Annotated in this window: 11 protein-coding genes and 2 riboswitches; of the genes, 6 read left to right on the forward strand and 5 right to left on the reverse strand. The window is 68.1% G+C overall.

Annotated elements, in window-relative coordinates:
* Nucleotides 1-7 precede the first annotated feature (7 nt).
* The 3 genes from HAV22_RS02925 to HAV22_RS02935 all read right to left on the reverse strand — a co-directional run bounded on the left by HAV22_RS02925 (nt 8) and on the right by HAV22_RS02935 (nt 7,670).
* Nucleotides 8-1,186 (reverse strand): cell division protein ZipA C-terminal FtsZ-binding domain-containing protein, encoded by a 1,179-nt coding sequence (locus HAV22_RS02925; RefSeq protein WP_166856266.1) that lies wholly within the window; start codon nt 1,184-1,186, stop codon nt 8-10.
* Nucleotides 1,183-4,707: a chromosome segregation protein SMC gene (smc, locus tag HAV22_RS02930; protein WP_166856268.1), complete on the reverse strand. Its 3,525-nt coding sequence runs from the start codon at nt 4,705-4,707 to the stop codon at nt 1,183-1,185. The genes HAV22_RS02925 and smc overlap by 4 nt, the downstream gene beginning before the upstream one ends.
* Nucleotides 4,708-5,045: 338 nt before the next feature.
* Nucleotides 5,046-7,670: a DUF1631 family protein gene (locus HAV22_RS02935; RefSeq protein WP_166856270.1), complete on the reverse strand. Its 2,625-nt coding sequence runs from the start codon at nt 7,668-7,670 to the stop codon at nt 5,046-5,048.
* A 52-nt stretch (nt 7,671-7,722) separates the two neighbouring features.
* On the opposite strand from HAV22_RS02935, the gene HAV22_RS31450 reads away from it, so the two are divergent.
* Nucleotides 7,723-7,857, forward strand: coding sequence for a hypothetical protein (locus tag HAV22_RS31450; protein WP_267874744.1), 135 nt, complete (start codon nt 7,723-7,725; stop codon nt 7,855-7,857).
* Nucleotides 7,858-8,056: 199 nt separating this feature from the next.
* Nucleotides 8,057-8,272: a hypothetical protein gene (locus HAV22_RS02940; RefSeq protein ID WP_229421020.1), complete on the forward strand. Its 216-nt coding sequence runs from the start codon at nt 8,057-8,059 to the stop codon at nt 8,270-8,272.
* A 156-nt stretch (nt 8,273-8,428) separates the two neighbouring features.
* Here the strand turns inward: HAV22_RS02940 and HAV22_RS02945 are convergent, their stop codons facing one another.
* On the reverse strand, nt 8,429-8,986 hold the full coding sequence (locus tag HAV22_RS02945; protein ID WP_166856274.1) for an ATP-dependent Clp protease proteolytic subunit: 558 nt from the start codon (nt 8,984-8,986) through the stop codon (nt 8,429-8,431).
* 167 nt (nt 8,987-9,153) lie between these two features.
* A riboswitch (glycine riboswitch) is annotated at nt 9,154-9,239 on the forward strand.
* 18 nt (nt 9,240-9,257) lie between these two features.
* A riboswitch (glycine riboswitch) is annotated at nt 9,258-9,356 on the forward strand.
* A gap of 52 nt (nt 9,357-9,408) precedes the next feature.
* Between HAV22_RS02945 and gcvT the strand changes: the two genes are divergently transcribed.
* The 3 genes from gcvT to gcvP all read left to right on the forward strand — a co-directional run bounded on the left by gcvT (nt 9,409) and on the right by gcvP (nt 13,947).
* The gene (gene gcvT / locus HAV22_RS02950; RefSeq protein ID WP_166856276.1) at nt 9,409-10,533 is read left to right on the forward strand and encodes a glycine cleavage system aminomethyltransferase GcvT; all 1,125 of its coding nucleotides are present in this window, start codon (nt 9,409-9,411) and stop codon (nt 10,531-10,533) included.
* Nucleotides 10,534-10,583: 50 nt separating this feature from the next.
* A complete protein-coding gene (gene gcvH / locus HAV22_RS02955; RefSeq protein ID WP_166856278.1) occupies nt 10,584-10,964 on the forward strand; it encodes a glycine cleavage system protein GcvH in 381 nt (126 codons plus the stop codon).
* 103 nt (nt 10,965-11,067) lie between these two features.
* Nucleotides 11,068-13,947 carry an aminomethyl-transferring glycine dehydrogenase gene (gene gcvP / locus HAV22_RS02960; RefSeq protein ID WP_166856280.1) on the forward strand — a complete coding sequence of 960 codons (2,880 nt, stop codon included), beginning with the start codon at nt 11,068-11,070 and terminating at the stop codon, nt 13,945-13,947.
* Nucleotides 13,948-14,066: 119 nt separating this feature from the next.
* Here the strand turns inward: gcvP and HAV22_RS02965 are convergent, their stop codons facing one another.
* Complete coding sequence (locus HAV22_RS02965; RefSeq protein WP_166856282.1) at nt 14,067-15,671, reverse strand: MCP four helix bundle domain-containing protein; 1,605 nt, start codon at nt 15,669-15,671, stop codon at nt 14,067-14,069.
* Between the two features lie 163 nt (nt 15,672-15,834).
* Between HAV22_RS02965 and HAV22_RS02970 the strand changes: the two genes are divergently transcribed.
* Entirely contained in the window at nt 15,835-16,158 is a 324-nt protein-coding gene (locus tag HAV22_RS02970; RefSeq protein WP_166856284.1) for a DUF6677 family protein, read from the forward strand.
* Nucleotides 16,159-16,314 lie beyond the last annotated feature (156 nt).

A 16,314-nucleotide genomic window follows, 5' to 3' on the forward strand; every position in this document is an offset into this window, starting at 1 on the left:
CGCCACCTCAGCTGAACAGGCGCAGCGCGCGCGTGGAGCCGGCCGCGATGTCGGAAGCGTCCATCTCCTGGTAGAACTCGCGCACCTGGCCCGCGATCTCTTCCAGGGTGGCATCCGTCAGCGGCTGGTCGTAGTCGTCGACGATGGCGGCGTCCAGGCGCTGCTCCAGGTCCTTCGCGCAGGCGACCATCTTGCCGAAGCCGTCGCGCGCGGGTGCCACGCACGGCACGTCCAGCAGCAACGTGAGGCGCGACGTCGTGTCGGCGCCCAAGGTGACGTTGGTCGACAGGGTGAACAAGGTGCCACCGCCCTCTTCCCGGTCGGGCATGACGAACTTGCCGTCGGGGCGCACGTCGAACCCGGCATTTTCCAGCGCGCCGATCAACGTGGCCATCGCCCACGGCGCCCCTTTCGACGCCAGGTTCACGCCCAGCTGGGCATCGTGGCCGGCAACGAAGCGGTGCAGCGTCTTCGCTTCGCTCATCACTTCGATCATGTCCGGCACTTCCGGCTCGGCGCCAATCTCGTCGCCGACGGCGCGCAGCCGGGTGACCATCTCCGAGTATTCCAGTTCGTTCAGCGCCGTCGTGCGCGTGGCCAGCTGGACGCCGGCCTGCAGCTTCGTGTACACGCCGCCGTGCACGATCGGTTCCCAGTCGCCGTTCACGGCCAGGCCCACGAAGTGCACGGGCTTGTTGCCCACTCGGCGCAGCTTCACGAGTGCGGGCAGGATGCGGTCGCCGCGCAGCGGGCCTTCCGAATTCAGCGGGATCAGGCAGTCGATCAGCGGGTCGACGAGGTTCTCGGCCAGTTGCGCGGGCGGCGTTTCCGGCTTCACGGCGGGCAGGCCGGCGATCGGGTCGAGCGCGGCGGCGGCCGCCGCCATCGGCGCTGCCGCGGGCATGGCGCCCGGCGCGGCATGCTGAAGCGGCTCGGCCATGATGCTCGGCTCGATCAGCGCGTCGTGGTTCGGCGGCGCGCCGTCCAGCACGGGCTCGTGGCGCCCGGCGTGCGCCGGGGCGACGTCCGCCGCCGCGCCACCCTTCATCAGCACGTCGTCGTGGTCGTGCGCGAACGCGCGCTCCACGCTCTTGCGGGCCTTGTACTCCTGCCACTTGTTGTAACTAATGACGCCGACGACGAAGACGCCGCCGGCCGCGATCAGGCTCATTTGAAGGTCTGTCATGCTGCTTGTGCCTCAGTAGCGAAATTCGCGGCGGACTCCATGTCCACCGCCACGATGCGCGATACGCCCTGCTCCTGCATCGTCACACCGATCAGTTGGTTGGCCATCTCCATCGCAATCTTGTTGTGCGAGATGAAGAGGAATTGAGTATGGTCCGACATGCGCTTGACCATGCGGCAGAAGCGCTCCGTATTGGCGTCGTCCAGTGGCGCGTCGACCTCGTCGAGGAGGCAGAACGGCGCCGGGTTCAGGCGGAACATCGAGAACACGAGCGCCGTCGCCGTCAGCGCCTTCTCGCCGCCGGACAGCAAATGGATCGTCGCGTTCTTCTTGCCCGGCGGCTGGGCCATCACCTGCACGCCGGCGTCGAGGATCTCGTCCCCCGTCATCACGAGCTTCGCCTGGCCGCCGCCGAACAGGATCGGGAACAGTTCCGAGAAATGGTGGTTGACGCGGTCGAACGTGTCCTGCAGCAGGTCGCGCGACTCGCGGTCGATGCGCGCGATCGCGCCTTCCAGCGTGCCGATCGCTTCCTGCAAATCGTTGTTCTGCGCGTCGAGGAAGCGCTTTCTTTCCGTGGCCTGCGCCAGTTCCTCGACGGCGGCCAGGTTGACGGCGCCGAGCGCCGCGATGGCGTTCGTCAGGCGCGTCACCTCGCCCTGCAGGTACGCGGGCTTCAGGTCCGGGTCGAGTTTTTCGGCCAGCGCGGCCTCGTCGGCGCCCGTGGCGGACAGCGCTTCCGCGAACTGCTCCTGGTTCAGGCGCGCGGCCTGTTCCTTCAGTTGCATCTCCGTGATGCGCCCGCGCTGCGGGTCCAGGCCCCGCTCCGCCTGCAGCTTCGCTTCCTCGGCCGCGCGCAGTTGCTGCGTCAGCTGGTCGAGTTCATGGCGTGCGTCGGAAAGCGCCTTTTCCTGTTCCGTGCGGCGCGCCAGCAAGCCTTGCAAGCCCTCGGCCGCCGCGCCGGACTCCAGCGCTTCCAGTTCCAGCTTGCCGGCCGCGATGCTGTCCAAAACTTGCGCGGCCTGCTGCTGCGCCGTCGCGATCGTGCGACGCAATTCCTCGATGCGCGTGCGCTGCGTCTTTTCCGCGAACACGGCTTCCTGCGCGGCGCGCTCCAGGTCGCGCAGGCGGTTGCGCGCCTCGGCCAGCACGCGTTCCTGTTCCTGGAACTCGACCTGGCCATCCTCGTGCGCGCCCTGCAGCTCGGCCAGTTCGATGTCGAGCTCCTCGAACTGCGCTTCCGCTTCCGCCTTCGCCTGTCTCTGCTCCGCTTCCTGCGCGGCGATCTCGTCGAGGTCCGCCGAGATCTGGCCGCTGCGCTGGTTGAAGCGCGCCTCGACCTCCGCCTGTTTCACCACGTCGATCTGCAGTGCATGCACCTCGCGCTGCAAGGTGGCGACCTTCTGGCGGCCATCCTGCAGGCGGCGCTGCAGCTCCGCGACCGCGGCGTCGGCGCGCGTCGCGCGGGTGCGGACCTCGTCCAGCAACAGCGCGTGCGCACGCAGTTGTTTGCCGATGTTGTCGATCTCGTGCTGGCGCGCGAGGACGCCATCCTGCTCGGCGTCCGCGGCGTAGAAGCGCACGCTCGATACGGTGACCATATGGCCTTGCGGCGTGACGAAACAGCCGCCCTGCGGCAGTTTCGATCGCTGCGCGAGCGCCGTGCCGGGGTCGTCGACCGCGTACACGCCGAACAGCCAGTCGTCCAGCAGGCCGCGCAGGCCCGGGTCGTTCAGTTTGAGGAGGCTCGCGAACGGTTTCAGGCCGTGGTGATCCGGCGTACCGGCACCGCCCGTGGCCGGCGAATACAGCGCGAGGCGGGCCGGCGGCGCGTCGCCAAAGAAACCGCGCGCCCAGTCGAGGTTCGACACTTCCAGCGCGCCCGTGCGCTCGCGCAGCACGGATTCCAGCGCCGTCTCCCAGCCCGCTTCGATGTCGAGCTTCTGCCACAGGCGCGGTAGCTTGTCCAGCTCGTGCTTCTGCAGCCACGGCTGCACTTTGCCTTGCGTCTGCACGCGTTCCTGCAACTGGCGCAGCGCGGACAATCTCGCTTCCAGCTTCGCGCTCGCGCTCGATTCCTGCTGCACCTGCGCATGCGCGTCGCGCCGTTCCTGCTCGACGGCTTCCTGGCGGCTCGCCGCCTCTTCCAGCATGAAGTTCTGTTCTTCCAGCGCCTGCTGCTTTTCTTCCAGTTGCAGGCGCAGGTTGTCGAGGTGGCCCGCATCCGGCAGGTTCAGGCCGGAGCGCTCCTGCTGCAGGCGCTCGCGCCGCGTGGCCAGGTTCGCGAGGATGTTCGACGCGTTGCGCTGGTGCGCGGACGACAGCTCGATGCGCTGCTGGATCTGCATGATGCGGGCGCGCGATTCCGTCGACTTGTTCTGCGCGTCGCGCCACGCCGCTTCGAGATCGGGCAGGCGTTCGTTCTGCGCTTCCGCCGCGATCTGCGCGCCTTCCACGCGCGCCGCCAGCTCCTCGAGGCGGAATTCTGCCTCTTCGATCTGCTCCTGCGTCTCGCCCGCCTGGTTCAGCCACTGCTCGCGCTGCGCGGTCAGCGTACCGATCTGGTTCTGCAGCCGGGTGCGCGACTCGAACACGAACTTGATCTGCGCTTCCAGGCTGCCGATCTCGGAATTGGTCTGGTACAGCGCGCCCTGCGCCGCGTGCAGGCGGTCGCCCGTTGCGTAGTGTGCCTGGCGCATGCGTTCCAGGTCCAGTTCGAGGCTGCGCAGCTGCGCGTTGTGGGATTCGAGCGCGGTCTGCGCCTGCTCCATCTCCTGGAACCAGCGCAGCTGCTCGGCCTTCGCCTCGTTGCGGCGCAGGAGCCACAGCAGTTTCTGCTTTTCTTCCTGGTCTGCCTGCAGCTGATGGAAGCGGTTGGCGACGGCCGCCTGCGCTTCCAGCTTTTCCAGGTTGGCGTTCAGCTCGCGCAGGATGTCTTCCACGCGCAGCAGGTTCTCGCGCGTGTCCGACAGGCGGTTTTCCGTCTCGCGCCGGCGTTCCTTGTACTTCGAGACGCCCGCCGCTTCCTCGAGGAACACACGTAGCTCTTCCGGGCGCGATTCGATGATGCGCGAGATCATGCCCTGGCCGATGATGGCGTAGGCGCGCGGCCCCAGGCCGGTGCCGAGGAAGATGTCCTGGATGTCGCGCCGGCGCACGGGCTGGCCGTTGATGAAATACGTCGACGTGCCGTCGCGCGTGAGCGTGCGCTTGACGGCGATCTCGGCGTACTGGCCCCACTGGCCGGCCGCCTTGCCCGCGCTGTTGTCGAATACGAGTTCGACGGACGCGCGGCCGGCCGGCTTGCGGTTCGTCGAGCCGTTGAAGATCACGTCCTGCATCGACTCGCCGCGCAGCTCCGACGCTTTCGATTCGCCCAGCACCCAGCGTACGGCATCGATGATGTTCGATTTGCCGCACCCGTTCGGGCCAACCACGCCGACCAGCTGCCCCGGCACCTGGAAATTGGTGGGATCGACGAAAGACTTAAATCCCGACAATTTGATGGAGGATAGACGCACGTTCGCTTAGGGTCAGGGGGAAGTCGATAAAGGCTGCATCATACCATCTGTGCCTTGCTTTTCGGCCAAGTTTTGGCCGGTGTGCGTGCCCGGCGGGTAACGTGGGCGCCCGAGCGCGGCGGCTGCGGCGGGCGCGCCTGCGCGGTCCGGTGCCGGAAGATGGGGGCGCGGGAGCTTGCTGCGGCGGTACGAGGATGGTGCCGGTGCGACTATAACCCGGCCGGGAGGCAGATACCAACACGTGGCGCGCGCTCTGCGCCCGCACGTAACGCCAACAAACCGCTGGCATCTGCGTGGGCACAGGAGCGCCCACGCAGATGCGGATGCGGATGCGGAAGCTACGGCATCGCGAGCGCGACGGACGGGTCGTTGACGGCCCCTTGCGCCATCGCCTCGGACAACACCTGCCCCACGACGCCGTCGATGGCGAGCACCCGCGCGTTACCGGCGTTCAGCGCGGCGGCCAGCTTTTCGGCGGACAGCGAGAACGCTTCGCGCCGGCCCGCGCCGGAGAAAATGAACAGCGTGCGCAACGGGCTCACCCATGCCAGCTTGACCTTGCGCGCCCCCTCGGCCGTACGGAATTCGAGCCACATGCCCCGCTCCAGGCCGTCGACGGCGGACACCTCGGCCTCCCGCGCCGCCGCCCGGTCAAGGGCTGCATTCTCCAGTTCGACGCGGCGCAGCGCGTCCTGCTGGGCGGCCTCGACGGCCAGTTCCAGCTGGCGCTCCGGCGACAGTTCGATCGGCGCACGCACGATCGCCGCGTGATACTCCGCCAGGCGGGCAAAGAATTGCAGGCGCTCCGCATCCTGCCATTTGATCGCGTCGAGCCACTTGTTCAACGTCGCGAGCAGGCGCGGCAGCCGTGCGATCAGGGCCTTGCGCTGCTCCTGCGTGGCCTTGGGCTTGACGCTCCAGATCAGGTCGTCCATGGCGCGCGTCGCATTGCCGACGGCGCCCGGGCGCGTGTCCTCGATCGTGTACGCGAACGTCAGCACCGTCGCCCAGCGCTGTTCCAGAAAACCGCTGACGACGTCGACGACGCCGCCGCCCTGCACGCGCAGCGCAATGGCGTCGCGGGCCTGGCGCGCGGCCACATCGCGTTTTTCCTGCCGGATGGCACTGGCGACGGGTGCGGCGAGCGCTTCATCCTGCGCCGTCTCGTCGGCGGCGATGCCCGCTTCCAGCTCGGCGACGGCGTTAGCGAACGCGTCCGGCTGCGCCTCGCCCACGCGCGCGACGCTGCGTTGCATGGCCTGGAACAGCGGATCGTCGTGGTTCTCGTGCTGTTCCCAGCCGACGCGCGACATCAGGTCGACGAGGCGGCGTGCGGGATGCGCTTCCTCGAAAAAGAAATTCTTGTCCAGCAAGGCCGCCTTCAGCACCGGGACTTGCAGCACCTGCAGCAATTCGCGCGTGCGCGGCGGGATGCTGTCGTCCAGAAGCACGGTCTCGAAGACGCGCGACAGCAGGTCCAGCGTGCGCTCGTCGCGCCGCGGCAGGCTGCCCTGCGGCAAGCTCTGCTTCAGGCGCGGCAGGTAGAACACGTTGTGCGGCAGCGCACCGGTTGCCCCGCCGGACGGCGCGGCGGCCCCGGCCTCGACCGCATGCGCCAGCACCGGTTCGATCCGCGCCAACACGTCGAGCAGCGGTGCCGCGCCGCCGTATTGCGCAAGTGTGCCCTGCACGGCTGCCGACCAGCCGGCTTGACCCGCATTGGCGACCGGCGCCTGGCCGTTCCCGGCGACGAACTGTGGCGGCAGGCCCGATCCTGCGCCAGCAGCGCTGGGGCCGAAGCCGGCAGCCGGCGCGACCGCCGTGTGTGCGCCCTGCCCGGTCGCGCCAGGCCCGACGCCGGCGGCAGGCTGGGCGGACGCGCCGGACGGCGCTGCGAATCCGGCCGCTGGCTGGACGCCGGCCCCGGTTGCTGCGACCGCCGCCACGCCGGGGCCCGCAAGCGTCCCGACAGCGTGCGCCGCGCTAGCGGTTCCGTTCGGTCCGCCGTGCACCGCAACGCCGGCCGGCAACCCGCCCGCAGCGGCCGCACCGACGCCGGACCGGACCGCGTCCGGCGCCTGTCCCGCCTGCGCAGGGGGCGCCGCGAACGCGCCCGCGCCGCTGGGCCGCCAGCCGCCGCCGCTGGACGGCAGCGTGGGCAAGTCCGGGATGAGGGGCACGCCATCGTCGCCGCCGTCGTCGCCGAACAGCTTGCGCAATTGTTCGGCGAGCGCGGCGCGCTGGCCCGCGCGGGCCGCCTTCGCGGCGGCCGCGCCATCCGTCTTCTGGATGCGGTAGGCGTCGACGGAGCCCGGCTGGCCCACCTTGCGCAGCGCGGCGACGAGCGCGTCGAGCAGGGGTGCGAAGTCGAACAGGATCTCGGGGCGCAGCAGGAGCTGGACGAGGCCGTGCGCCTCGGCTTCCGGCTCGAATTCGCGCCACGCGTCGTCGATTGCGCCGAGGAAGACGTCGGGCCGGAACGGGTTGCTGTCGGCCCGGAGCACGCCGCGGCCGAGCAGCATGCCGAGCCGCACGGCCAGCGTGGCAAGCAGGTCGGAATGGGCGATGTCGAACGGCCGGGCCAGCGCGCCGAGCGCGAGGCGGCTGTCCATCTCCTCCAGCGGGACGAGGCTCAGCGTCGCGGCCGACGGACGTTTTGCCGCGGGCTGCGGCGACAGCCGGCCGAGTTCGCGGCGCACGGCCGCGTCGATGGCGCCGGACGCCAGGTGGAAGAACGCGTAGGCATTGTCCTTGAGCAGTCGCGCCGATTTGACGCGCTGGTAGACCTGCTGCGGGTCGCCCTGCTGCTGCCCCACGTCGCCGAGCGCCGCGGCCATGCGGGCCGTCATCGCGGTCAAGTGTTCCTTGACGTAGTCGGCGACGATACCGGCGAGCGTGTCCAGCGTCTCCTGCTGCGGGGACGCAGGCTTGGCGGCCGGAGTCTGGACATGGCTTGAGGTCATCGTGCGCGTAGGAAGGTGTGCATGTATTGTGGCACATAATTTCCAAGTGGCAATGAAAATCAATAACGGCGGCGTGACCACTGGCGTCGACCCAACGGAACACCGAAAAATGATTATGCTATTGAAAAGCCTTATTAATGCTGCAAAACGCTATGTTGCGCCGCAAAATACGGTTGCCGACGAATAAGATTATGCGAATAATGCTCTGGAGGAGAAAATTATTGCTTTCGAAATGCGTCTAGTCCTACAACAGTCCAAGAATTGATCCGATACCCGTTCAATTGCCGGGCTCTCATCATTGCACCACCGACATCGCTACCAAATATCAATGTTTGGTAGAAACTTTTTCGGCAAGCAGGACATTTCCACTATCGAAAGGAATGATCATGGCGAACAAGAATTCTTCGCGCTCGGGCAACCAGGGCGGCTCCCACGAACAGCACGTCAAGGCTGGCCAGCAAAGCCACAAGAACGACGGCAACAAACAGTCGGGCTCCGGCTCGGGCTCGCGTTCGGGCGGCTCGGGCGGCACCCGCGGCGGCACCCCGGAGCAGCATGCCGAGGCTGGCCGTCAAAGCCACAAGAACGACAACAAGCGCTGATCGCGGCGCGCGCCGGACCGGTCCGATTTCCGGGCCCGGTCAACAACGGTCGCCACACAGGAAGTACGGAAAGAGCCTGAAGCGGGACACCGCTACAGGCTCTGTCTGTTTTGGCGCAGCGTGGACGTAGGCGCGCCGGCGCCGCGCCCCGCTGAATCAGATGTTGCGCAGGTACGCGCCCTTGGGCGGCGCAAAGTCGCGGACGTCGTCGATCATGCCCGCCGCCTTCGCGTCGCGCGCGTTCAGGTGCAGGTCGCCGTACTGGTGGATGCCCCACTGCTCGGGGGTCAGCTCGACGGTCTTGCGCAGGATCGATTCCGTGCGCGCGTCGTCGGCACGCAAGCCCTCGACGATGATGTTCAGGGCATCCGGACGCGACCCCGGCGACGCCGTCGCATGCGATTTGTGGATCATGAAGCGCGCCGTCTCGCTCGCATAGCGCTGCTTGCCCGCCAGGAACAGGATCACGGCGATCGACGCGACGGCGCCCCCGTTGTACATGATGCACTCGACCGGCGCATTGGCCAGGAAGTTGTACAGGCACAGGCCGTCGCTGACATAGCCGCCGTTCGACTGCACGAGGATGTGCGCCGTCTCGATGCCGTCGTCGTTCATGCCGGCCACCGCCTCGAAGACGCGATGCACCATGTCGCTGTTCACGTCGCCGGACAGGGTGAAGTACCCTTCTTTCGGTTTTCCTTGATCTTCGCTCATAGTGGGGTCTCTTCTATCGCAAGGTCGTTGGGGCAAGTGTAACAAAACCCGTCCGCAGGCCCATGGTGCCGCACTGCAATAGTGCGCGCCCCGGCCGGTCGCCCTTGCTGCCACCTTCGGCGCGGCCTTGTCGGATTGACTTCCCGGCACCACTGACATAGACTTCGCAGTCTTGACCGGGAGAGCGCAGCGCAGGCTGCCGCCGAAGGGGCATTACCCAAAAACTCTCAGGCAACCGGACCGGTCGAGGGCTGCTGTGCGATACGCGCGGCGGACCAACTCTGGAGAGCGGCCCGTGCGGCCCACCGAAGGGGCAGGCGGACAGCACATGCGCCGCTATCTCTCAGGTACCGAGGACAGAGGGGTGCGAGAGCATGCGGGCGACCGCGTGCGCGACCCCATTTTCTGCCGAGGATCCATCCATGACGCTCAAAGCGACCCCGCTCAATTCCGTACACCGTGCCGCTGGCGCCAAGATGGTCGACTTCGGCGGCTGGGACATGCCCGTCAACTACGGCTCCCAGATCGAGGAGCACAATGCCGTGCGCGGCGATGCCGGCATGTTCGACGTGTCCCACATGTGCGTCGTCGACCTGAAAGGCGCCAACGTGCGTGCCTTCCTGGGCGGCCTCCTCGCGAACAACGTCGACAAGCTTCAGGCACCGGGCAAGGCCCTCTACTCGTGCATGCTGAACCCGCAGGGCGGCGTCATCGACGACCTGATCGTCTACTACTTCGCCGAAGACTGGTTCCGCCTCGTAGTCAACGCGGGCACGGCCGAGAAGGACATCGCCTGGATCCGCCAGCAGAACGATGCCACCAACAGCAATCTGACCATCATCCCGCGCCGCGCCGACCTGAGCGATGACGGCATCGCCCTCGTCGCCGTGCAGGGCCCGAACGCGCGCGCGAAAGTGTGGCAGGTGGTGCCGCAGGCGCAAGCCGCGTCGGAAGGCCTGAAGCCGTTCAATGCCGTCATCGTGGCAGGCACGCCGTTCGGCGAACTGATGATCGCGCGCACCGGCTACACGGGCGAGGACGGCTTCGAGATCGGCGTGCCCGCGAGCCAGGTCGAAGCGCTGTGGAACGCCCTCGCCGCCGCCGGCGTGAAGCCGGCCGGCCTCGGCGCGCGCGACACGCTGCGCCTGGAAGCGGGCATGAATTTGTACGGCCAGGACATGATTGACACCGTCTCGCCGCTCGACGCCGGCCTCGCCTGGACGGTGGACCTCGTGTCCGAGCGCGACTTCATCGGCAAATCCGCGCTGCAGCAGCAAGGCCAGAAACAGAACTTCGTCGGCCTGATCCTGCGCGAAAAAGGCGGCATCCTGCGCGCCCACCAGAAAGTCGTGGCCGCATCCGGCAATGCCGGCGAGATCACGAGCGGCACGTTCAGCCCGTCGATGCAGCAGGCGATCGCGCTCGCGCGCGTGCCGCTGGACGTCGCCGTCGGCGACACGGTGCACGTCGAAATCCGCGACAAGAAGCTGGCCGCGTCCGTCGTCAAGCTGCCGTTCGTGCGTAACGGCAAGATCCTGGCATCCTGATCGAACAACACTATACTTACCGCACCATCCATCACTACGGAGTTACGTACATGAACATCCCAGCCGACCTGAAGTACACCGAATCCCATGAGTGGGTCCGCCAGGAGGCCGACGGCACCCTGACCGTGGGCATCACCGAATACGCGCAGGACGCCCTGGGCGACATCGTGTTCGTCGAACTGCCGCAGGTCGGCAAAGCCTTCACCGCGGGCGATGACGCCGCCGTCGTCGAATCCGTCAAGGCCGCCAGCGACATCTACGCGCCCGTGTCGGGCACCGTCACCGCCGTGAACCAGGCGACCGCCGACGCACCGGACTCGATCAACGCGAACGCGTACGACGCCTGGCTGTTCAAGCTGCAGCCGTCCGATCCTGCTGCCCTCAACAACCTGCTCGACGCAGCGGCCTACGGCAAGACCACCGAAGGCTGATCGTTGTTCGCAGGCGCGCCCGCGCGGCGCGCCTGCCTGTACTTCTTAGCTCGACCTGCCGTTCCTTCCGCGTCACGCCCCACTCACTTTTTTCGTGCCCATCATGACCCGCACCAGCCTGACCCAACTCGAAGCACGCGATGGCTTCATCCCGCGCCACATCGGCCCGTCCGCATCCGAAGAGGCGGCCATGCTGTCCGTCCTCGGCTACGCGTCACGCGCCGCGCTGATCGACGCCGTCGTTCCCGCCAACATCCGCCGCAAGGACAAGCTGGACCTGGGCCAGTTCTTCGAGCCGCTGCCCGAGCAGGCCGCGCTCGCGAAGCTGAAAGGCATCGCGGGTCGGAACAAGGTCATGAAGTCGCTGATCGGCCAGGGCTATTACGGCACGCACACGCCGCCCGTCATCCTGCGCAACATCTTCGAAAACCCGGCCTGGTACACGGCATACACGCCGTACCAGCCGGAGATCTCGCAGGGCCGCCTGGAAGCCATCCTGAACTTCCAGCAGGTCATCACCGACCTGACGGGCATGGGCATCGCCAACGCGTCGATGCTCGACGAGGGCACCGCCGCGGCCGAGGCGATGACCCTGATCCAGCGCGTGGGCAAATCGCAATCGAAAGTGTTCTACGTCGCCGACGACGTGCTGCCGCAGACCCTGGAAGTCGTGCAGACGCGTGCCCTGCCGATCGGCGTCGAGGTGCGCACGATTGCGGCCTCCGACATCGACAACCTGACGGAGAGCTGCTTCGGCGTGCTGCTGCAATACCCGGGCGTGAACGGCGACGTGCGCGACTACCGCGCCGCTTGCGAGAAGCTGCATGCGGGAGGCAGCATGGTCGTCGTCGCCGCGGACCTGCTGTCGCTGACCGTTCTCACGCCGCCGGGCGAATGGGGCGCCGACGTCGTCGTCGGCAACAGCCAGCGCTTCGGCGTGCCGCTGGGCTTCGGCGGCCCGCACGCGGGCTACCTCGCCACGCGCGACGAATACAAGCGCAGCATGGCGGGCCGCCTGGCCGGCGTCACGATCGACGCCCAGGGCAACCCGGCCTATCGCCTCGCGCTGCAGACGCGCGAGCAGCACATCCGCCGCGAAAAGGCGACGTCGAACATCTGCACGGCGCAGGTGCTGCTGGCCGTGATGGCCTCGATGTACGCCGTCTACCACGGCCCGCAAGGCCTGGCTGGAATCGCCCGCCGCGTCCACCGCTACACGGGCATCCTGGCCACCGCGTTGAAGAGCCTCGGCTTCCAGCTCGCGAACGACACGTACTTCGACACGTTGACCGTCATCGTCGACAATGCGGACGAGATCCACCGCGTGGCCAACGACAACGGCGTCAACCTGCGCCGCATCGACGCGCGCCACGTGGGCATTTCGCTCGACGAGACGATCACCCGCGACGACATCGCGCTGCTGGTAAAAATCTTCGGCGGCGCGGACGTCGACGTCGACACGCTGGACAAGGACGCCACCGACGCGTACCCGGCCGCGCTGGCGCGCACGAGCGCCTACCTGACGCACCCGACGTTCAACCGCTACCACGCCGAGCACGAGATGCTGCGCTACCTGCGCGCGCTGGCGGACAAGGACCTCGCCCTCGACCGCACGATGATCCCGCTGGGTTCGTGCACGATGAAGCTGAATGCGACGTCCGAAATGATCCCGGTGACGTGGCCGGAGTTCTCGAACATCCACCCGTTCGCACCGGAAGACCAGACCGTCGGCTACCGCGAGATGATCGGCCAGCTGGAAGCGATGCTGTGCGCCGTGACGGGCTACGCGGGCGTGTCGCTGCAGCCGAACGCCGGCTCGCAGGGCGAGTACGCGGGCCTCCTGATCATCAAGAAGTACCACGAGTCGCGCGGCGAGGGCCATCGCAACATCTGCCTGATCCCGTCGTCGGCGCACGGCACGAACCCGGCGTCCGCGAACATGGTCGGCATGAAGGTCGTCGTGACGGCGTGCGACGCCAACGGCAACGTCGACCTCGCGGACCTGAAGAAGAAAGCGGAAGAACACAGTGCCAACCTGGCCTGCGTGATGGTCACCTACCCGTCCACGCACGGCGTGTTCGAGGAAGGCATCAAGGAACTGTGCGAGATCGTGCATGCGCACGGCGGCCAGGTCTATGTCGACGGCGCCAACATGAACGCGCTGGTCGGCGTCGCGGGCCCCGGCCTGTTCGGCGGCGACGTCAGCCACCTGAACCTGCACAAGACCTTCTGCATCCCGCACGGCGGCGGCGGCCCCGGCGTCGGTCCGGTCGCGGTGGCCGAACACCTCGTGCCGTTCCTGCCGAACCAGGCCTCCACCGGCTACCAGCGCGACGAGCAAGGCATCGGCGCCGTCAGCTCGGCCCCCTACGGCTCCGCATCGATCCTGCCGATCTCGTGGATGTACATCGCGATGATGGGCGCGGAAGGCCTGACCGCGGCGACGGAAGTGGCGATCCTCAACGCCAACTACATCGCACGCCGCCTGGCGCCGCACTACCCGGTGCTGTACACGGGCCACGACGGCCTCGTCGCGCACGAGTGCATCATCGACCTGCGCCCACTGCAGGACGCCACCGGCATCAGCAACGAGGACGTCGCGAAGCGCCTGATGGACTTCGGCTTCCACGCGCCGACCATGAGCTTTCCGGTGCCGGGCACCCTGATGATCGAGCCGACCGAGTCGGAAGCGAAGGCGGAGCTGGACCGCTTCATCGAGGCGATGATCTGCATCCACGCCGAGATCGTGAAGGTGGAGCGCGGCGAGTACGACCGCATGGACAATCCGCTGAAGGGCGCGCCGCACACGGCGGAAGTCGTGACGGCCGACGACTGGCAACACACCTATTCGCGCGAAGTGGCCGCCTTCCCGGTGCCGTCGCTGCGCAAGAAGAAGTACTGGCCGCCGGTCGGCCGCGCGGACAATGCGTATGGCGACCGTAACCTCTTCTGCGGCTGCGCGCCGATCGAGGACTACGAGTAACACGCTACGCGTGGGCGGAGGGCCGCCCACCCTACAGCCGTAGGGTGGGCACCCCGTGCCCACGCGTGACTGCAGCTCGTAGGATGGGCGGCCTCCGCCCACGCGTGACGCAGCGGAATTCAGCGATTCTTGCCCCGGCTGCTCGCCAGCCGGAGGTAGGGACGCCCGGCCCTGCCGGGACGCAGTGCATGCGTTCCCGGCGGGGCCGTTTCGTTTGCGCCCTGCCCGGCGTCGTCGAGCCGGAACGCGGCCACCGTGCGCGCGAGGCCGAGGGCCTGCTGCTGCAGTGCGCGCGCGGCCAGCGCCGCCTCCTCGACCATGCGCGACCCTTGCTGCGTGAGTTCGTCCATGCGCATGATCGCCTGCGTCGCGCCCGCGAGCTCGCGCGACCGTTCGAGGCCGGCGTCGCCGATGCGGTCGACGATGCCCCCCATGTCGTCCACGACCTCCGCCAGGCCGGCCACCGCGGCGCCGACACCCTGCACGCAAGCGCCGCCATCGTCGATGGCGGCCACCGTCTCGCGCGCGAGCATGCGGGCCTCCCGGGCCGCTTGACGCGCGCGCCGCGCCAGCGCGCGTGCGTCAAGTGCACCGCCCTCCACGTCCGCCGCGCGGGCCAGCGTACCTTCGAGCGCGGCGTTGAGGCGCTCCATGCGCACGGACGCGCGGCGCACCTGGGCCAGTGTCGCCACGAGCCGGTGCGCACTCGCGTTGCCCTCGTCCGCGACGGTGTCGGCGCGGGCCGCCAGCGCGTCGGCCGCGCGCGCGCCGGCGGCCCCTGCGTCGAAGGCGTCGGCCAGCGCGCGCAGCGACACGGTCGTGCGCTCCACCGCCTCGCGCACGTGCGCGCGCGGCGGCATGCCTGCCCTGCCCAGCGTGATCTCGCGCGACGCCGCGCCGATCGAACGGGCGGAATCGAGCACGGTACGCAACTGGCCGTTCAGGCCGCGGATGCCCGTGTCGAGCAGCCGGGCCGTCTGGCCGATCTCGTCGTCGCCGTACGCACGGGCGCGGATCGTCAGGTCGCCGCTCGCCAGGCCGCTCGCCGCCGCGCCGATCGCGCCGATGTCGGCGAGCAGCGCGCGCCGCACGGCCGTCGTGATGGCGAGCGCCGCCGCGATCGACAGCGCGATCACGATGGGCGCCACGATCCCGAACAGCCGGACGTCGGCCGCCGCGTCGGACGACGCCTGCTCGGACGCGGCCTGCTCGCGCCGCGCCAGTTCCGCCAGGCGCTGGGCCACGACGGCGAACGCGCGCTCGGCCTTGACCATGGCGTTGGCGCTGATCGACTGATCGATGCGGGCGATCGCGATCACGTCGCGCACGGCCGGCACGTATTGCGCCCACGCGGCGCGCGCCTGCTCGACGTAGCGCTGCTCGTCCGGACTGTCGGCCGTCCGGCGCGCGAGCCGGGCCAGATCCCGGTCGACGGCACCCTGGCGGGCCTGCAGGTCCTGTGCAAGCGGGTCGACGCGAAAGCGCGGGAAGCTGCCGCTGATCCACGTGAGCACCTGGTAAGCCTCGGCATGCGCGGCGCGAGCCGAGGCGGACAGCTCGGCCGCGGCCCGCATATTCGCGGCCCGGCGCTGGACGATGCTGTCGAGCGACGCGTTCTGGCGTACCATCCCGTAATAGCTGGCGCCGGACAGCAGCACGAGCAGCACCAGCACGACGCCGGGCGCGAGCAGCAGCTTGGAGCCGATGCGCAGGCGGGCCAGCATGCTACGACGCGGCCCGGTGCAGCAGGTCGAGGGGCAATGCGGATGTCATGGTCTCCTCCTGGCCGGGTCAAAATTTCCGGCGTGCATCAAGTGAATGTACGCCGTCCCGCGGCTTGTCCCTTGTGATGGGTCAAGCCAGCAACCGTGAGAGAGAGGAGTTCGGATGAGACGTAAAGGCGTGGGCGCGCTGCTGTCGGCCCTTGTGTTTCCTGGCGCGGGCCAGTACTACCTGGGGCGGCGCACGCGCGGCCTGCTGTTCCTCGCGCCGGCCGCCATCGCCGGGATCCTGTATTTCAATTTCGCGCTGGGCGAGGCGAATACCGTCGTGGATCAGGTCCTGAGCGGCAAGACGACGGATCCGGCCGCGATCGAGGCGCAGATCGAGAATGCGCCGACGCCGATCGGCGTGAAGCTGGCCGAGATCGTGTTCGTCGTCTGTTACGTGGGAAGTATCGTGGAGGCGCTGGTCGTCAAGCCGGCCGCGTGAACGCGTGCGTTCGGTGGGCACGGGGTGCCCACCCTAACGGTCATTGCAGAGCGGCCGCCCCGGGGCATGAAAGAATACAGGGTGGAAGGCTGGCGATAGAGGTCGAGCATTAATCGTGGAGGTAAATCCCCGACCCTAACGTGATCCGCAGAACTG

Source organism: Telluria antibiotica, from assembly GCF_011682055.1.
Lineage (GTDB): Bacteria > Pseudomonadota > Gammaproteobacteria > Burkholderiales > Burkholderiaceae_D > Telluria > Telluria antibiotica.